Genomic DNA, 15,408 nt, shown 5'->3' with positions numbered 1-15,408 from the left:
GCTACCGAGGTTCGTGGGAGTCAGATGTGCAGGGCGTGTCCCAGCGCGCGCAGGGCGGCTTCCTGGACCGCTTCGCCGAGGGTCGGATGGGCGTGGATGGTGCCGGCGATGTCTTCCAGGCGGGCGCCCATCTCCAGCGACTGGGCGAAGGCCGTGGACAGTTCCGAGACCGCCTTGCCCACCGCCTGCCAGCCGACGACCAGGTGGTTGTCGCGACGCGCCACCACGCGGACGAAGCCTTCGTTGGCCTCCAGGGTCATGGCGCGGCCGTTGGCGGCGAACGGGAAGCTCGCCACCAGGCAGTCCAGGCCGGCATCCTTCGCCTGCTCCGGGGACAACCCGGCGACCACCACTTCCGGATCGGTGAAGCACACCGCGGGGATCGCCACCGGGGCGAACTGGCGACGCTTGCCGGCGATCAGCTCGGCGACCATCTCGCCCTGGGCCATGGCCCGGTGCGCGAGCATCGGCTCGCCGGCGAGATCGCCGATGGCCCAGACATTGCGCATCGAGGTGCGGCACTGGTCGTCGACCTTCACCGCCCGGCCGTTCATGTCCAGGCCCAGGCTTTCCAGGTTCCAGCCTTCGCTGCGCGGCTTGCGGCCGACCGCCACCAGTACCTGGTCGGCGGCGATCTCGCGCTCCTCGCCGGCGCCGTCGCGGACCCGCACGCCGTTCTCGCTCGGGCCCAGCAGGCTGTGCCCGAGGTACAGCTCGACGCCCAGCTTGCGCAAGGCCTGGGCCACCGGCTTGGTCAGTTCCTCGTCGTAGCCCGGCAGGATGCGCGGTTGCGCTTCCACCACCGCCACCTCGACGCCGAGCTTGCGGTAGGCGGTACCCAGCTCCAGGCCGATGTAGCCGCCGCCGACCACCACCAGGCGCTTGGGCAGGCTGCCGGGCGCCAGCGCCTCGGTGGAGGAGATCACCTTGCCGCCCAGCGGCAGGATCGGTAGCTCGACGCTCTGCGAGCCGGCGGCCAGCAGCAGGTGCTCGCACTCGATGCGCTGGCTGCCGCCGCCGGCGAGTTCGACCGCCACGCTTTTGCCGTCGAGGATCCTCGCCCAGCCCTGGACGACATCGACCCCGTGTTTCTTCAGCAGCGCGGCGACGCCGCTGGTGAGGCGGTCGACGATGGCGTCCTTCCATTCCACGGTGCGGGCGATGTCGATGCTCGGCGCCTGTACCTGGATGCCCAGCGCCGACCGGCCGGCATAGTGGCGGGCCTTGAGGTATTCCTCGGCGGCGTGGATCAGCGCCTTCGACGGGATGCAGCCGACGTTCAGGCAGGTGCCGCCGAGGGCGGCGCCCTCCACCAGTACGGTGGGAATGCCCAGTTGCCCGGCACGGATCGCCGCGACGTAGCCGCCGGGACCGCCGCCGACGATCAGCAGGGAAGTCTTCAGGATCTGGCTCATCGCTTACTCCAGGAACAGGGTGGCAGGATGTTCGAGCAGGCCGCGCACGGCCTGGATGAAGGCCGCCGCGTCCATCCCGTCGACCACCCGGTGGTCGAAGGAGGAGGAGAGGTTCATCATCTTGCGCACGACGATGTTGCCGCCGACCACCATCGGTCGCTCGACGATGCGGTTGACGCCGACGATGGCCACCTCCGGATGGTTGATCACCGGTGTGCTGACGATCCCGCCGAGCGCGCCGAGGCTGCTCAGGGTGATGGTCGAGCCGGACAGCTCCTGGCGTTGCGCCTTGCCGCTGCGCGCGGCTTCGGCCAGGCGCGCCACTTCGCTGGCGTTGCCCCAGAGGTCGCGCGATTCGGCGTGGCGCAGCACCGGCACCATCAGGCCGTTGTCGCTCTGGGTGGCGATGCCGACGTGCACCGCGCCGTAGCGGGTGACTACCTCGGCCTCGTCGTCGTAGCGCGCGTTCAATTGCGGGAAGTCGCGCAGCGCCACGACCATGGCGCGGACCAGGAACGGCAGCAGGGTCAGCTTGCCGCGCTGGCCGCCCCATTTCTGGTTGAGATGGGCGCGCAGGGCTTCCAGGTCGGTGATGTCGATTTCCTCGACATAGCTGAAATGCGGGATGCGTCGCTTGGCGTCCTGCATCTTCTGGGCGATCTTGCGACGCAGGCCGATCACCGGCACCGCCTGCTCGTCGTGTCGCTCGGCATACCCTTGCGCGGCGCCGCCGCTGCGCGTGACGCTGCCATCCTGGGTCAGGTAGGCATCGAGGTCCTCGTGGAGGACGCGTCCGGCGGGACCGCTGCCTTGCACGAACTGCAACTCGATGCCCAGGTCGCGGGCGCGCTGGCGCACCGCGGGGGAGGCCAGCGGGCGTTCGCCGGGCTGGCGCCGCTGCCGTGGCGCCTCGCTGTCGCGCAAGGCGCGCGGCGCTTCGGCGGCGGCTTTCGGCGCCGCGACCGGGGTCTCCTTGGGTTTCTCCGGGGCGGCTGCGACGGGCGCGGCCGGCGTCGCCGCGGCCGGACTCTCGGCGAGGTTGCCGGCGCCTTCCACCTCCAGGCGGATCAGTTCGCCGCCCACCGCCATCACCTGGCCCGGCTGGCCGCCGAGGGCGAGGATGCGTCCGGCCACCGGCGAGGGAATCTCCACCGTGGCCTTGTCGGTCATCACCTCAGCGAGAACCTGGTCTTCATTGACCGAGTCGCCGACCTGGACATGCCACTCCACCAGTTCGACCTCGGCGATGCCTTCCCCGATGTCCGGCATCTTGATCACATGGGTACCCATTCAGACCTCCATCACACGCTTGAATGCCGCGCCGACGCGCGCGGGGCCGGGGAAATACGCCCACTCCTGGGCATGCGGGTAGGGGGTGTCCCAACCGGTGACGCGCTCGATCGGCGCCTCCAGGTGGTGGAAGCAGTGCTCCTGCACCAGCGACATCAGCTCGGCGCCGAACCCGCAGGTGCGGGTCGCCTCGTGGGCGATGACGCAGCGGCCGGTCTTCTTCACCGAGGCGACGATGGTTTCCAGGTCCAGCGGCCAGAGGCTGCGGAGGTCGATGATCTCGGCGTCCAGGCCGGTCTCGTCGGCCGCGGCCTGGGCCACGTAGACCATGGTGCCGTAGGTCAGCACGGTCAGCGCCGCGCCGGGGCGGACGATCGCCGCCTTGTCCAGCGGCACCTTGTAGTAGCCGTCCGGCACCTGGCTCGCCGGATGCTTGGACCAGGGCGTCACCGGGCGGTCGTGGTGGCCATCGAACGGGCCGTTGTAGAGGCGCTTGGGCTCGAGGAAGATCACCGGGTCGTCGTTCTCGATGCAGGCGATCAGCAGGCCCTTGGCGTCGTAGGGGTTGGACGGCATCACCGTGCGCAGGCCGCAGACCTGGGTGAACATCGCCTCCGGGCTCTGGCTGTGCGTTTGCCCGCCGTAGATGCCGCCGCCACAGGGCATGCGTACGGTCATCGGCACGATGAAGTCGCCGGCCGAGCGATAGCGCAGGCGCGCCGCCTCGGAGATCAACTGGTCGGAGGCCGGGTAGACGTAGTCGGCGAACTGGATCTCCACCACCGGGCGCAGGCCGTAGGCGCCCATGCCGACCGCGGCGCCGATGATGCCGCTCTCGGAGATCGGCGCATCGAACACCCGCGAGGTGCCGTATTTCTTCTGCAGGCCTTCGGTGCAGCGGAACACGCCGCCGAAGTAGCCGACGTCCTGGCCGAATACCACCACGTCGTCGTCGCGCTCGAGCATGATGTCCATCGCCGAGCGCAGCGCCTGGATCATGGTCATGCTGGTGACCGTCTGGGCGTTCTCGTGTTGCGGGTTCATAGCATTCATACCCCGAGCTCCTGGCGTTGCCGGCGCAGGTGCTCCGGCAGTTCTGCATAGACGTCCTCGAACATGCTGGCGGCGCTCGGCACCCGGCCGTCGATCAGGGTGCCGTGGCTCTCCGCCTGTTTCTGCGCGGCCAGCACTTCGGCTTCGAGGGCCTTGTGGGTGGCTTCGTGCTGTTCCTCCGACCAGATGCCGAGGCCGATCATGTGCCGCTTCAGGCGGGCGATCGGGTCGCCCAGCGGGAAGTTGGTCCAGTCGTCGGCGGGGCGGTACTTGGACGGGTCGTCCGAAGTCGAGTGCGGGCCGGCGCGGTAGGTGACCCATTCGATCAGGCTCGGCCCGAGGTTGCGCCGGGCGCGCTCGGCGGCCCACTCGGAGGCGGCGTAGACCGCCAGGAAGTCATTGCCGTCGACCCGCAGCGAGGCGATCCCGCAGCCCACGCCACGGTTGGCGAAGGTGGTGCCTTCGCCGCCGGCGATGGCCTGGAAGGTGGAGATCGCCCACTGGTTGTTGACCACGTTGAGGATTACCGGCGCGCGGTAGACATGGGCGAAGGTGAGGGCGGTGTGGAAGTCCGACTCGGCGGTGGCGCCGTCGCCGATCCAGGCCGAGGCGATGCGCGTGTCGCCCTTGATCGCCGAGGCCATGCCCCAGCCGACCGCCTGGATGAACTGGGTGGCGAGGTTGCCGGAGATGGAGAAGAAACCGGCCTCCTTGCTCGAGTACATGATCGGTAGCTGGCGGCCCTTGAGCGGGTCGGCCTCGTTGGAGAGAAGCTGGCAGATCATGTCCACCAGAGGGTATTCGCGGGTGATCAGGATGCCTTGCTGGCGATAGGTCGGGAAGCACATGTCGCCGTCGCGCAGGGCCAGGGTGTGGGCGGTGGCGATGGCTTCCTCGCCGAGGCATTGCATATAGAAGGAAAGCTTTTTCTGCCGTTGCGCGGTGAGCATGCGCGCGTCGAACAGGCGGGTCTTGAGCATCGCCCGCATGCCGCGCAGCAGTTGTTCGTTGCTGAGCTGCGGGTTCCAGGGACCGACGGCGTGGCCGTCGTCGTCGAGCACGCGTACCAGGCTGTAGGCCAGGTCGCTGGTCGCGGCGGGCTCGACATCCACCGGCGGCTTGCGTACCTCGCCGGCGGGGGACAGGTGCAGATAGGAAAAGTCGGTCTTGCAGCCAGGACGCCCGGTGGGCTCCGGGACATGCAGACGCAACGGCTCGTAATCACTCATGACAGGCCTCCGGCCCGGTCCGGGCCAAACGGTTGGAGAGATCAGAAACGGGCGAACGGCGCTCGAAGCGGCGGACTGGGCGGATGGCGGGTTCCCGTCCTGTGGGTGGGGGCGGGTTGCAGGCATGCCGGGGTACGGCAGGCGCGGTCGTACTGGGTGACGTCACTCATGGTGAGGCCCTCGGGTTTTGTTTTTGTAATTTCAGTATAGGCTTCGGGTGCTAGTTTTTTGCTCCAAATTGACTAAGGTATTCCGGCAGTATTGGGTTGTTTGAACTACAAGAATCGCTGACAAGAGAAACAACGCACCATGGCTGAACTCGACCGCATCGACCTGAAAATCCTCCGCGCCCTGGCCGACGACGGCCGCCTGAGCTGGCGCGATCTCGCCCAGAAGGTCGGCCTGTCGCTGACGCCGACGCTGCGCCGGGTACGCCGCCTGGAAGAGGAACACTACATCCAGGGCTACTTCGCCCGGCTCGACGAGGAGCGCCTGTCCGGGGCGATGAGCGTGTTCGTCTCGGTGTCCCTGGAAAAGCAGACCGGCGACTACCTCGCGCGCTTCGAGGAACGCATCGTCGATGCGCCGCAGGTCATGAGCTGTTTCCAGATGACCGGCGATGCCGACTACATGCTGCGGGTTGTGGTCAAGGATCTCGCCGCCTACCAGGCGTTCCTCACCAATACCCTGACCTGCATTCCCGGCGTGGCTGGCATCAAGTCGGCCTTCGCGCTGAAGTCGGTGATGCTGCGCTCGGCCCCGCCGCTCTAAGCATAGACCCTGTTTATCTGCGTAACGTTACGCTATTCTGATTGCGTAACGTTACGCAGATGGAGGCGTTCATGAAAGCCAGCAAACCCGGGCCCAAGCCGAGCGGCAAGGCCAAGTCGGCCGCCCAGCGGATGCGCGAATACCGCGCGCGCAAGACCGAAGAGGCCCTCGGCGCCGAGCATTCCGACAAGGAGCGCGAGCGGCAGATCCGCCGTGAGGCGCGCGCCGAACTCGAACGCGTGAAGCTGGAGCAGCAGCGCCGCGAACACACCCTGCGTAAGGAACTGGAAGCCTGCCAGACCGAGATTGGCCGCCTGCTCGGCCTGCTGCGCCGGCACGGCATCGATCCGCACCCGGGCAACTGATCAGCCGGGCGTGTCGAGGAAGGCCAGCAGGGTCACTTCCTCGGCACTCAGCCAGCGGCGCTTGCGGGCGCGCCTGAGCTGGCCCAGTTGTCCGGCCTGGTAGGCCTCGATGATCGCCGGGTGGATGTAGCATTGCCGGCAGATCGCCACGCTGTTGCCCAATTCGGCGGCGACCTCCGCCACCACCGCGCCAAGCCCGTCGGCTTCGGCACGCCGCAGGCGCTCCAGCGCCAGCGCGCTGCCGGCCCAGGTACGGTAGTCCTTGGCGCTGAAATCCTCGCCGGTATGCCGGCGCAGGTACTCATTGATGTCGTGGGAGCCGATGCGGTGCGGCTGGCCGTCCTCGTCCAGGTACTGCAACAGGTCCTGGCCGGGCAATTCCAGGCAGCGCCGCAGCACCCGCGCCAGGCGCGGATGCTCCAGGCTGACGTCGTGCTCGATGCCGCTCTTGCCCTTGAAGCGGAACCGGATGCGACTGCCGTTCACGTCGACGTGCCGGGTACGCAGGGTGGTCAGGCCGTAGGAGCGGTTGTCGCGGGCGTAGCGGTGGTTGCCGACGCGGATCAGGGTGGCGTCGAGCAGCGCAACCGCCAGGGCCACCACCTTGTCGCGACCGAGGCCGGGCAGGCGCAACTGGGCGTCGATGTGCCGGCGCAGCCGCGGCAGCGCCTGGCCGAAGCGCAGCAGGCGCTCGTACTTGTCGGCATCGCGTACCTCGCGCCAGCGCGGGTGGTAGCGGTACTGCTTGCGCCCACGGGCGTCGCGGCCGGTGGCCTGGAGATGGCCGTTGGGGTCGGGACAGATCCAGACCTCGCGATAGGCCGGCGGAATGGCCAGCTTGTCCAGCCGGCGGATTTCCTCGGCGTCGCCGATGCGCTGGCCGTTGGCGTCGAAATAGACGAAGCGCTTGCCCTGCCGGCGTCGACGGATGCCCGGCTGGCGGTCGTCGACGTAGCAGAGGCCGGCGGGCAGGGCGGGGATCTCCGGTGGCGCTGCGCTCATGCTTGGGTTCCGAAGGAAAGCTTGCCTGTTTAGGCCGCTGCGCCCGTTGGAACGTTCAACCGCGCTGCGCTTGCTCCTGCTCGTAGCCGATGGCGCCGGCGATGTGGCGTCCGGCGATGTAGCCGAAGGTCAGCGCCGGTCCCAGGTTGATGCCGCCGGAGGGATAGTGGCCGGCGAACAGACTCGCCATGTCCGCTCCCGCCGCGTACAGGCCGGGGATCGGCTGGCCGCCGCCGTCCAGCACGCGGGCCTGGGCGTCGGTCTTCAGCCCGGCGAAGGTACCGAAGCAGCCGGGCTCGACCTGCACCGCGTAGTACGGTCCGCGTTCGATGGGGGCGACGCAGGGATTCGGCCCCGGATACGCCGGGTCGCCCTGCTTGCGGTTGAATGCCGTGCCGCCGCGGCCGAACTCTGGGTCGCGGCCCTCGCGGGCGTGGCGGTTGTATTCGGCGACGGTGGCGGCCAGGCCGGACGGGTCGATGCCGCAGCTCCTTGCCAACTGATCCAGGCTGGTCCCGCGCTTGAGATAGCCGCTGCGCAGGTGCGCGGCGATCGGCAGCGGCGCCGGACGCACGTAGCCGAGGCCGTAGCGACGCAGGAAGCGCCGGTCGCAGACCAGCCAGGAGCGTGCCGGCTGCCCGGGCGGGGTGGCCTCGAGCAGGGCGGCGACATAGTCGTGGTAACCGTGCGCCTCATTGACGAAGCGCCTGCCGTTGGCCAGCACGCCGATCACCCCGGGCTTGCCGCGCTCGATGATGTGCGGGAAGTGCCCGGTCTCGCCATCGCCGTGGGGAATTCGCGAGACCGGCGCCCAGGCGATCGGCGAGCGCAGGTCGTCGGCCACCCGGCCGCCGGCGCTTTCCCCCAGGCGCAAGCCGTCGCCGTTGCAGCCCGGCGGCGGCAGCGGCAGCAGGGTGTCCAGGGTGGGGGCCAGCTCGGCGCGGCGCTGCGGATCATGGGGAAAGCCGCCGCAGGCCAGGACCACGGCGCCTGCCTCGATGCGCAGGAGTCCCTCGGCGCTCTCGACCAGCGCGCCGACCACCTTGCCGTCACGCAGCAGCAGTTCGCGGGCTGGCGCCGATTCGATCAGGCGCACACCCAGGGCTTCGGCGGACTTGGCCAGGCGCGCTACCAGAGCCACGCCATTGACCAGGTGCATGGCGCGACCGTAGCGCAGCAGGTGCCAGAGGTGGCTGGAAAAGCGCCGGGCGACATGCAGGAAGGCCGGCAGCGAGCGGGTCAGGTCGAGGAAGGCGGCGAGGTCGGCGCCGGCCATGATCGGCATGCCCATGAACGAGGTCTCCCGCAGGGTCTTGCGCAGGCGCGGCAGCAGCGGGCCCAGTTGCCGTGCGTCATAGGGCGCGGCGACCAGCTGGTGGCCGCCCTCGGCGGCGCCCGGCGTGTCGCCATGCATGTCCGGGATGCCGTTGCCGTCGACGAACCGCAGGTGGGTGTGACGCTCGAAGAAGGCCACCATGTGCGGGCAGGCTTCGAGGAAGGCGTCGATCCGCGCGGCGTCGTAACGCTCGCCCAGTTCGTGGCGCAGGTAGGTACGCGGTTGCTCGATGTCCTCCTCGATGCCGGCGCGACGCGCCAGCGGGTTGCGCGGCAACCAGGCCCAGCCGCCGGACCAGGCGCTGGCGCCGCCGAACACCGGGTCCTTCTCCACCAGGACTACCCGGCGCCCGTGCCAGGCCGCGGTCACCGCCGCCGCCAGCCCGGCGGCGCCGGAGCCGACGACCAGCAGGTCGCAGGTTAGCGGGGTGGTCTCGACGGCCGCAGAGGTCATGGCTTCTCCCTTTTTTCAAGATTTCGGAACGATGTTCCATATTCTAGGGAGGCAATGCCCGCCTACCAACCCGCTCGGCGAAAGGAGCGGGCGATCATCGGCCAGGTCGAAGCGAGGTCGGCCGCCCGTTAGGGAAAAGGGAGACGGGAGGGGAAAGGCCCGGCGCAGGCGCACCGGGCCGAGGGCGTCAGCGCGCTTCGCCGCCGCCCTGGACCGCGGCGGCCTTCTTGCGCACCGGGAAGGGGAAGTAGAGGGCGCGCAGCAGCGCGACGCGCTTGATCACTTCGCCGATCAGCAGCGAGACGATCACCGAGATCACCAGGGCGACGCTGGCAGCGGCCGGTTCCGACAGGCCCAGGTGGACCAGCAGGTTGAAGGTCTTGTGCTGGATCTCGCCGTGGAAGATCAGCAGGATCAGGGTCGACTGGCCGATGTAGGTCATCGCCTTGCCCAGCCAGTCGATCTTCATCATCAGCCCGGACAGCGCCCAGCACAGGTAGACGCCGCTCACTGCCTGGACGGTGGCCCAGAACCAGTGGTCGTAGCGGCGCTGCGCCATGTCCACCACCGTCGGGTAGTAGAGGAAGCTGGCGGTGGTCACGGCAAGGGCGATGCACAGGGTCAGCAACGAACTCTGGTGGCGACGCAGGACGTCGCGCAGGACATAGCCGAACATGAAGTGGGCGCTGCTGATCAGGGTGATGTCCAGGCTGAACGGCAGGCCCGGCAGCAGGTACTGTTCGCCGCCGAACTCCACCGGGATCTGCCAGAACGTCTTGAGGAACAGGATGCCCAGGCCCAGTTGCACGGCCAGCAGCACGCAACTGGCGGCGAGGGACAGGCCGAGACGCTGGATGACGCGCAGCATGAACCAGGCGAACAGGGTCGCTACCCAGAAGTGCGGCAGGTACCAGAGCGCCTGCCAGGGCAGGGTGTCGACCGAGGCGTACAGCACTCCGCCGATGTCCGGCAGCAGCGGCTGGCCGCGCAGCAGGTCGCGGAGGATGACGTAGCCGAGCATGGTCACGAAGAACGGCTTGAGCAGGGCGTCGGCCTTGCGCAGGGCCATCTCGCCGAAGGGTTGCTCGGTCCTGAAGAACACCCCGGAAATGAAGAAGAACAGTGGCAGGATGAACGGAGAGAGCAACGGATAGAGCACGGTCGGCGAACTGGCGACGAACCAGCTGTGCCCGAAGACGATGATCAGGATGCCCACGCCGCGGGTCACATCCATCTGAATCCAGCGTTTTTTCACTTTGCAACTCCCGCTTGACGCGCTAACTCACAGTGGTTGTTCGAAGGCCCCCAGGGCCAGGCTCCCTACCCGGAGCCATGGGTCAATCGGTGCGCCAGGGCCGCAGCCAGAGCGCCATGCCGAGCAGCGCCAGGCAGCCGGCGACGGTGCCCAGGCCCAATTGCAGCCAGATGCCGTCGATGCGGAACAGCAGGCCGGCGGCCAGTGCCATGGCCAGGGCGCTCAGCAGCCACAGCCGGGCCCAGGGCAGGGCGCCGAGCAGGGCCTGGCGACGCATCAGCAGCAGCGCGGTGCAGAGCACCCCGCCAAGGGCTGCGAGGGGAATCCCCGGCAGTCCGAAAATCAACGGCAGGACCGCCAGCAGCGCGGCGTTCAGCGCGCTGCCGAGCAGCTCGCAGCGCAGTGGCAGGCGAGTATCGCCGGCGGCGTAGGCGTAACGCGCCAGCAAGGCATTCCAGGCGCCGAACACCAGTGGCACGGCGAACCAGGCCAGCAGCGCCGGCAACGGCGAGCCGGCGGTCTGCTGCGGCAGCAACAGGGCCACCAGGCCGGGTGCGGCGGCGACCAGCCCGACCCCGGCCGGCAGGGTCAGCAGGCTGGCGGTCTCCAGGCCGCGGCGAAGCAGGGCCAGGCGCTCGCCACCCTGGCGTCGGCTCATCATGCCGAGCAACACCTGGTTGAGGCTCATCAGGGCGATCAGCGGCAGGTTCATCAGCTTGCGCGCCAGGTTGACCCAGGTCACCGCGCCTTCGCCGAGCAGCGAGGCCACCAGCCGCTCGACCAGCGCCAGGCCCTGGCTGGCGGCGTTGCTCAGCAGCAGCGGAGCGATGCGCCCGCCAAGCTCGCCCAGTTCGGTGCCGGACAGGCGCCAGTGCCAGGGCCGCCAGCCCTCGATCCACAGCGAGGGCAGCAGCACCAGCGGCATCAGCAGGCTGCCGAGCAGGCAGGCCAGGGCCAACTGTTCGGGCTGGCTGGCCTGGCCGTGCAAGGCCAGGTAGAGCACCGGCGGCAGGTTGAACAGCAGCGAGCCGAGTCCGGCCAGGACGAAGCGCTCGGCGGCCTGCAGGGGAATGCTGAACAGCGCATGGAGCATCAGCCCCGGCACGCACCAGGCGAGGATCCGCAAGTTGGCCGCGGCCTGGGCGCTGGCCGTCTCGGCCAGGCCCGGGCCGAGCAAGCGCACCAGCCAGGGCGCCGCCGCCAGCAGCAGGAGGCTGAGCGCTACGGCGATACCGAGCAGCGCCGGGAGGATCGCCGCCAGCCAGTCGAGGCGACGTTCGCCCTGGCGTTCGAGGAACAGTGGCAGGGCCGCCGCGCTGAGCACGCCGCCGGCCAGCGACATGCGCAGGGCCTCGGGCAGGAACAGGGCGATGAGGAAGGCGTCGCTGCGCTCGCCGGCGCCCCAGGAGGCCACCAGCAGCCATTCGCGGGCGAAGCCCAGGCACAGGCCGAGCAGGGTGGCCAGGGTCAGCCAGAAGGCGGAGCCGAGCATCTCAGGCCTCGGCCCCGCGCTCGAGCTGTCGCTTGAGCTTGCGATAACCCACCGCCCGCGGTTGCGGCTGGCGTTCCGGGAACAGCCGGCGGGCTTCCAGCAGGTTGATCCCGACCAGCAGCCAGAACAGGCCGATCATCACCACGGCGAAGCTGAAGTAGTGGTCGAACAGGCCGCTGACCAGCGCCGCCAGGATGCCGCCGGTGCTGCCCAGCCAGATCGCGTTGTCGCGGGTCAGGCGGATCGGGCCTTTCTCCGGACGGGCTTCGCGCCACCAGCGCCAGGTCACCGCGATGAACAGCAGCATGCCGCCGAGGCCGACCTTGTACATGAAGTTCAGCCACAGGTTGGAGATGCCCAGGAGGTCGGTGCCCGGCACCGGCGGGTCGACCTTGAAGCCGATTCCCAGCGGATAGCGGGCGACGGCCTTGGGGAACATCCGGTATTCGTCGAAGCGCACCTCGGTACTGGCGTTCTGCGGCGAGAAGATGGTCGCCAGGCGTTCCTGCAACGGCGGGTAGCTGAGCACCAGGACCACCACCAGGCCGACCCCGAGCAACAGCAGGCGGCCGGTGTAGGGCACCTTGCGCAGGGACATCCAGAACAGCACCACCGCCAGGCTGAGCATCGCCCCGCGGGAACTGGCGAGGAGGATCGCGGCGGCGCCGAGGACCGCCACGGCGAGGCCCAGGCCGCGCCGCCAGCCCTGGTTGGCGACCCCGTAGCAGAACGCCAGGGGCAGCAGCAGGGCCATGATCCCGCCGGTGGCGTTGGGGTGCATCCATGGCGAGCCCATTCGCGAGGAAAGCGCCTCCAGGCCAAACTTGAGGGTGTCCAGGTTGGCGTAGTTGAACATCGCCAGGATCGGCGCCATCCCCGACGCCGAGCGGTAGCGGATGAACACCGCGATGGACATCAGCAGCATCGCCAGGGTGCCCAGCAGCAGGGCGATGACCAGTGTCTCGCGGTTCTTGCGCTCCACCAGCAGGCGTCCGGCGAGGAACACGATGGACAGGTTGAGCAACCAGCGCAGCCAGTTCGACAGGCCGCTGGCCTCGGCCTTGATGCTGACCTGGCCGACCACGAACGGCAGCACGGTGAACAGCATCAGCCACAGCAGCATGCGCTCGGTGGAGCGGTAGCGCAGCGTCGGCGCCGGCGGCAGGCGCGAGAGGAAGATGTGCCAGAGCACCGCGCCCCAGGTCAGGGCGAGGATCGCTTCGCTGACCGTCGAACGGATCCCCACGTTGACCGTGGAGTAGGGCATGAAGGTCGCCACCAGGGCGAACAGCAGCAGCCCCCAGAACGGGAAGCGCAGGATGGTGACCGCGGCCGCCAGGCCGACCATGGCGGCGCCGGCCTTGGCCGGGCTGAGCATCAGCAGCGCTCCGCCGAAGGCCAGGCCGAAGACGACAGCGACGAGGTTTCCCAACGACATTCTCAACTCAGTTCCTCGATCAGTGCGGCCAGCCGTTGCCGGTAGGCTTCGCGGTTGAAGCGCGCGGCCCAGGCGATGAGTTCTTCCGCCGAGGCTTCGCGCGGCGCATCGGCCAGGCGCAGCATCAGGCGTTCCAGGGCGGCGCCGTCGCTGGGCGAGAAGCGCGGCGCCGACGGCGGGGTGACTTCGTCCAGCGAGGTGCCGCTGGCCACCGCCACCGGCGTGCCGACGCTCAGCGCCTCGACCACCGGCAGGCCGAAGCCTTCCGCGTAGGACGGTTGCCAGAGCCGCTCGGCCTGGCGGTACAGCGCGTGCAGTTCGGCGTCGTCGAGCCCGCCGAGCGCGTGCAGGCCGGGCAAGCCGCGTTGTTCCTCGGGCAGGTGGTCGAGGCTGCCGACCAGCACCAGCGGCGGCACGCCGGGCGCCTGGGCGCGCGCCCGGGCCCAGGCGCTGACGAACCAGGGCACGTTCTTGCGCAGTTCGCGGGTACCCACCAGCAGCCAGTAGCGTGGCGGCAGGCCGCGTGCCGAGAGGTCGGCGGGTTCGCCGGCGAAGCCGTCGACCTGGTTGGGCAGCACCCGGACTTTCCCGGCGACCCCGGGAAACAGCCGCACAGCCTCGTCGGCGCTGTACTGCGAAGGGGTCCAGACACGGTCGGCGACACGCAGCGCATAGGCGATCGACAGGTAGTCGCTGACTCGATAGACCAGCGCCTTCAGGCGGTTGGCGTGGTAGTTCTTCAGGGTGATCTGGAACAGGTCGTGGATCAGCAGCGCATAGCGCACGCCCGGCGGACGCGGCGGTAGCGGCAGGCCCATGTTGAAGGTGCTGATGTACAGGTCGATGTCCTGCTCGCGCAAGGCGCGTGGGAGGAACCCGGCTTCGAAGCGCAGGCGCTGGTGCGGCTGGTGCATCGCGGTGCGCGGACAGCCCCACGGCGGGCAGACCGCCCGCTGGCGCAGCGGGTCGTCGAGAGGGGCCACGGTGAAGCGGGTCACCTGCGTGCCGGGCAGGCTTTCCAGGGCCTGCTCCATGGCATAGACCTGGCGGCTGATGCCCGAGTGCGGCGAGCTGCCGACGGTGCGGTAGTCGAGTCCTATGCGCATGCCGGCGCTCCTTCGGCGAGGCCGGCGTAGACCTGTTCCAGTTGGCTGGCGGCGACGCTCCAGTCGTGCGCGCGGCGCGCGTAGGCGCGGCCGTTCTCGCCCAGCACGCGGGCCCGCGCCGGGTCCTGCAACAGGCGCACTACGGCGTTGGCGAGCTGCTCGGCGGTTTCGCCGCCCAGGTAGTCCTCGCCGTCCCGCAGTTCCAGGCCGGAAACGCCCTGCGCGGTACTCGCCAGCGGCAGTCCGGCGGCCAGGGCCTCGAGCACCTTCAGCTTCGAACCGCCGCCATGGCGCAGCGCGGCGAGGAACACCGAACTGCTCGATTGCAGTTGCAGCAGGTCGGGAACGAAGCCTTGCCATTCGATGCGCGGATCGCTCCAGCGTTGCGCCCAGTCCGCCGGCAGCGCATAGCCGCAGACGCTCATGCGCGCCTCGGGGCAGTGTGCCCAGACCCGCGGCAGGATCTCGTCGAGCATCCATTCCACGGCATCGACGTTCGGTGCGTATTCGTAGTTGCCGAGGAACAGCACGCGCTGCGCTTCGGGCGTCGGCCGGGCGGCGGCGAAGTGCTCGCAGTCGACCCCGTTGACCACCACTGGCACCGGGCGCCCGAGCATCGCGCCGAGCTGCCGCGCATCTTTCTCGGTCACGGCGACGACCGCTGCCGCCTGGCTCATCACCCGGCGTTCCCAGCGGCGGTAACGCCACTGGTCGTAGCGCACGAAGGGCAGCGCCCAGCCCGGCAGGCGGTCGTAGGTGGCGGCACCGAGGGACGACTCGACGTTGTGCTCGGTGAGCACGAACGGCTGGCCGGCGTCGCGCAGCGGTCGCTCGTAGGGCTGGAAGCTATAGCTGTGCTCGACCTGGACCACGTCCCAGGGCTCGCGCAGCAACTCCGTGGCGGTGCGTTGCAGCTCCGCCGACAGGCCGTTGACGCTGGCCAGCAGCGGGTAGGGCGCGAACAGCGCGGCGAGCAGCGTGGAGAGGCTGCGCAGCGGTCGGCGCGGCAGCACGACCAGGCGTTCGAGGAAGGGCTCCAGGGCCTGGCGATCCTCGGCGCTCACCGGCTGCTTGCTGTGCAGCAGCACGGTGATCCGGTGGCCGCGTGCCGCGAGGCTGCGCAGCAGGTGGTACTGGCGGGTCTTGCCGCCGCTGGTGGTGGGCCAGGGCGAGTAGGGCAGGATCCAGAGAATACGCATGGGT

Annotated in this window: 13 protein-coding genes; 2 read left to right on the top strand and 11 right to left on the bottom strand. The window is 69.2% G+C overall.

Going from position 1 to position 15,408, the window contains the following annotated elements; translation table 11 throughout:
- Window positions 1-20: 20 nt before the first annotated feature.
- From lpdA to LT948_RS24710, 4 genes are read right to left on the bottom strand one after another with little or no spacing between them, the layout of a single operon-like run.
- On the bottom strand, window positions 21-1,415 hold the full coding sequence (gene lpdA / locus LT948_RS24725; RefSeq protein ID WP_003120146.1) for a dihydrolipoyl dehydrogenase: 1,395 nt from the start codon (window positions 1,413-1,415) through the stop codon (window positions 21-23).
- A 3-nt stretch (window positions 1,416-1,418) separates the two neighbouring features.
- Window positions 1,419-2,705, bottom strand: a complete 1,287-nt coding sequence (locus LT948_RS24720) for a dihydrolipoamide acetyltransferase family protein (RefSeq protein WP_073657022.1) — start codon at window positions 2,703-2,705, stop codon at window positions 1,419-1,421.
- The gene (locus LT948_RS24715; protein WP_003089248.1) at window positions 2,706-3,758 is read right to left on the bottom strand and encodes an alpha-ketoacid dehydrogenase subunit beta; all 1,053 of its coding nucleotides are present in this window, start codon (window positions 3,756-3,758) and stop codon (window positions 2,706-2,708) included.
- Window positions 3,755-4,987 carry a 3-methyl-2-oxobutanoate dehydrogenase (2-methylpropanoyl-transferring) subunit alpha gene (locus LT948_RS24710; RefSeq protein WP_003124669.1) on the bottom strand — a complete coding sequence of 411 codons (1,233 nt, stop codon included), beginning with the start codon at window positions 4,985-4,987 and terminating at the stop codon, window positions 3,755-3,757. Before LT948_RS24710 ends, LT948_RS24715 begins: the two co-directional genes overlap by 4 nt.
- Before the next feature lie 309 nt (window positions 4,988-5,296).
- On the opposite strand from LT948_RS24710, the gene LT948_RS24705 reads away from it, so the two are divergent.
- Both LT948_RS24705 and LT948_RS24700 read left to right on the top strand, forming a co-directional pair.
- On the top strand, window positions 5,297-5,758 hold the full coding sequence (locus tag LT948_RS24705; RefSeq protein WP_003089245.1) for an Lrp/AsnC family transcriptional regulator: 462 nt from the start codon (window positions 5,297-5,299) through the stop codon (window positions 5,756-5,758).
- A 71-nt stretch (window positions 5,759-5,829) separates the two neighbouring features.
- A complete protein-coding gene (locus LT948_RS24700; protein WP_031636164.1) occupies window positions 5,830-6,123 on the top strand; it encodes an inner centromere protein in 294 nt (97 codons plus the stop codon).
- On the opposite strand, the gene LT948_RS24695 is transcribed toward LT948_RS24700, so the two are convergent.
- The 7 genes from LT948_RS24695 to LT948_RS24665 all read right to left on the bottom strand — a co-directional run bounded on the left by LT948_RS24695 (window position 6,124) and on the right by LT948_RS24665 (window position 15,404).
- Complete coding sequence (locus tag LT948_RS24695; protein ID WP_031636165.1) at window positions 6,124-7,125, bottom strand: DNA topoisomerase IB; 1,002 nt, start codon at window positions 7,123-7,125, stop codon at window positions 6,124-6,126.
- A 55-nt stretch (window positions 7,126-7,180) separates the two neighbouring features.
- Entirely contained in the window at window positions 7,181-8,914 is a 1,734-nt protein-coding gene (locus tag LT948_RS24690) for an FAD-dependent oxidoreductase (RefSeq protein ID WP_073657023.1), read from the bottom strand.
- Between the two features lie 187 nt (window positions 8,915-9,101).
- Complete coding sequence (locus LT948_RS24685) at window positions 9,102-10,169, bottom strand: acyltransferase family protein (RefSeq protein WP_003089238.1); 1,068 nt, start codon at window positions 10,167-10,169, stop codon at window positions 9,102-9,104.
- A gap of 82 nt (window positions 10,170-10,251) precedes the next feature.
- Window positions 10,252-11,661: a lipid II flippase MurJ gene (locus LT948_RS24680; RefSeq protein ID WP_003111165.1), complete on the bottom strand. Its 1,410-nt coding sequence runs from the start codon at window positions 11,659-11,661 to the stop codon at window positions 10,252-10,254.
- A 1-nt stretch (window position 11,662) separates the two neighbouring features.
- A complete protein-coding gene (locus tag LT948_RS24675) occupies window positions 11,663-13,099 on the bottom strand; it encodes a biofilm formation protein PslJ (RefSeq protein WP_003111164.1) in 1,437 nt (478 codons plus the stop codon).
- Window positions 13,100-13,101: 2 nt separating this feature from the next.
- The gene (locus LT948_RS24670) at window positions 13,102-14,205 is read right to left on the bottom strand and encodes a glycosyltransferase family 4 protein (RefSeq protein ID WP_003089232.1); all 1,104 of its coding nucleotides are present in this window, start codon (window positions 14,203-14,205) and stop codon (window positions 13,102-13,104) included.
- Complete coding sequence (locus LT948_RS24665) at window positions 14,196-15,404, bottom strand: glycosyltransferase family 4 protein (RefSeq protein WP_003111163.1); 1,209 nt, start codon at window positions 15,402-15,404, stop codon at window positions 14,196-14,198. The genes LT948_RS24670 and LT948_RS24665 overlap by 10 nt, the downstream gene beginning before the upstream one ends.
- Between the last annotated feature and the right edge of the window lie 4 nt (window positions 15,405-15,408).

Source organism: Pseudomonas sp. CP-1, assembly GCF_021213715.1.
Taxonomy (GTDB): domain Bacteria; phylum Pseudomonadota; class Gammaproteobacteria; order Pseudomonadales; family Pseudomonadaceae; genus Pseudomonas; species Pseudomonas aeruginosa.
The sequence above is the reverse complement of the archived record's forward strand: the minus strand, read 5'-3'. Positions and strand labels throughout refer to the sequence as shown.

What these genes read in the sequence shown, in the direction of transcription:
- LT948_RS24700 (WP_031636164.1), top strand. Translation starts at nt 5,830, where the DNA reads ATGAAAGCCAGCAAACCCGGGCCCAAGCCGAGCGGCAAGGCCAAGTCG.
- LT948_RS24705 (WP_003089245.1), top strand. Translation starts at nt 5,297, where the DNA reads ATGGCTGAACTCGACCGCATCGACCTGAAAATCCTCCGCGCCCTGGCC.
- LT948_RS24665 (WP_003111163.1), bottom strand. Translation starts at nt 15,404, where the DNA reads ATGCGTATTCTCTGGATCCTGCCCTACTCGCCCTGGCCCACCACCAGC.
- LT948_RS24695 (WP_031636165.1), bottom strand. Translation starts at nt 7,125, where the DNA reads ATGAGCGCAGCGCCACCGGAGATCCCCGCCCTGCCCGCCGGCCTCTGC.
- LT948_RS24680 (WP_003111165.1), bottom strand. Translation starts at nt 11,661, where the DNA reads ATGCTCGGCTCCGCCTTCTGGCTGACCCTGGCCACCCTGCTCGGCCTG.
- LT948_RS24720 (WP_073657022.1), bottom strand. Translation starts at nt 2,705, where the DNA reads ATGGGTACCCATGTGATCAAGATGCCGGACATCGGGGAAGGCATCGCC.
- lpdA (WP_003120146.1), bottom strand. Translation starts at nt 1,415, where the DNA reads ATGAGCCAGATCCTGAAGACTTCCCTGCTGATCGTCGGCGGCGGTCCC.
- LT948_RS24675 (WP_003111164.1), bottom strand. Translation starts at nt 13,099, where the DNA reads ATGTCGTTGGGAAACCTCGTCGCTGTCGTCTTCGGCCTGGCCTTCGGC.
- LT948_RS24710 (WP_003124669.1), bottom strand. Translation starts at nt 4,987, where the DNA reads ATGAGTGATTACGAGCCGTTGCGTCTGCATGTCCCGGAGCCCACCGGG.
- LT948_RS24670 (WP_003089232.1), bottom strand. Translation starts at nt 14,205, where the DNA reads ATGCGCATAGGACTCGACTACCGCACCGTCGGCAGCTCGCCGCACTCG.
- LT948_RS24715 (WP_003089248.1), bottom strand. Translation starts at nt 3,758, where the DNA reads ATGAATGCTATGAACCCGCAACACGAGAACGCCCAGACGGTCACCAGC.
- LT948_RS24690 (WP_073657023.1), bottom strand. Translation starts at nt 8,914, where the DNA reads ATGACCTCTGCGGCCGTCGAGACCACCCCGCTAACCTGCGACCTGCTG.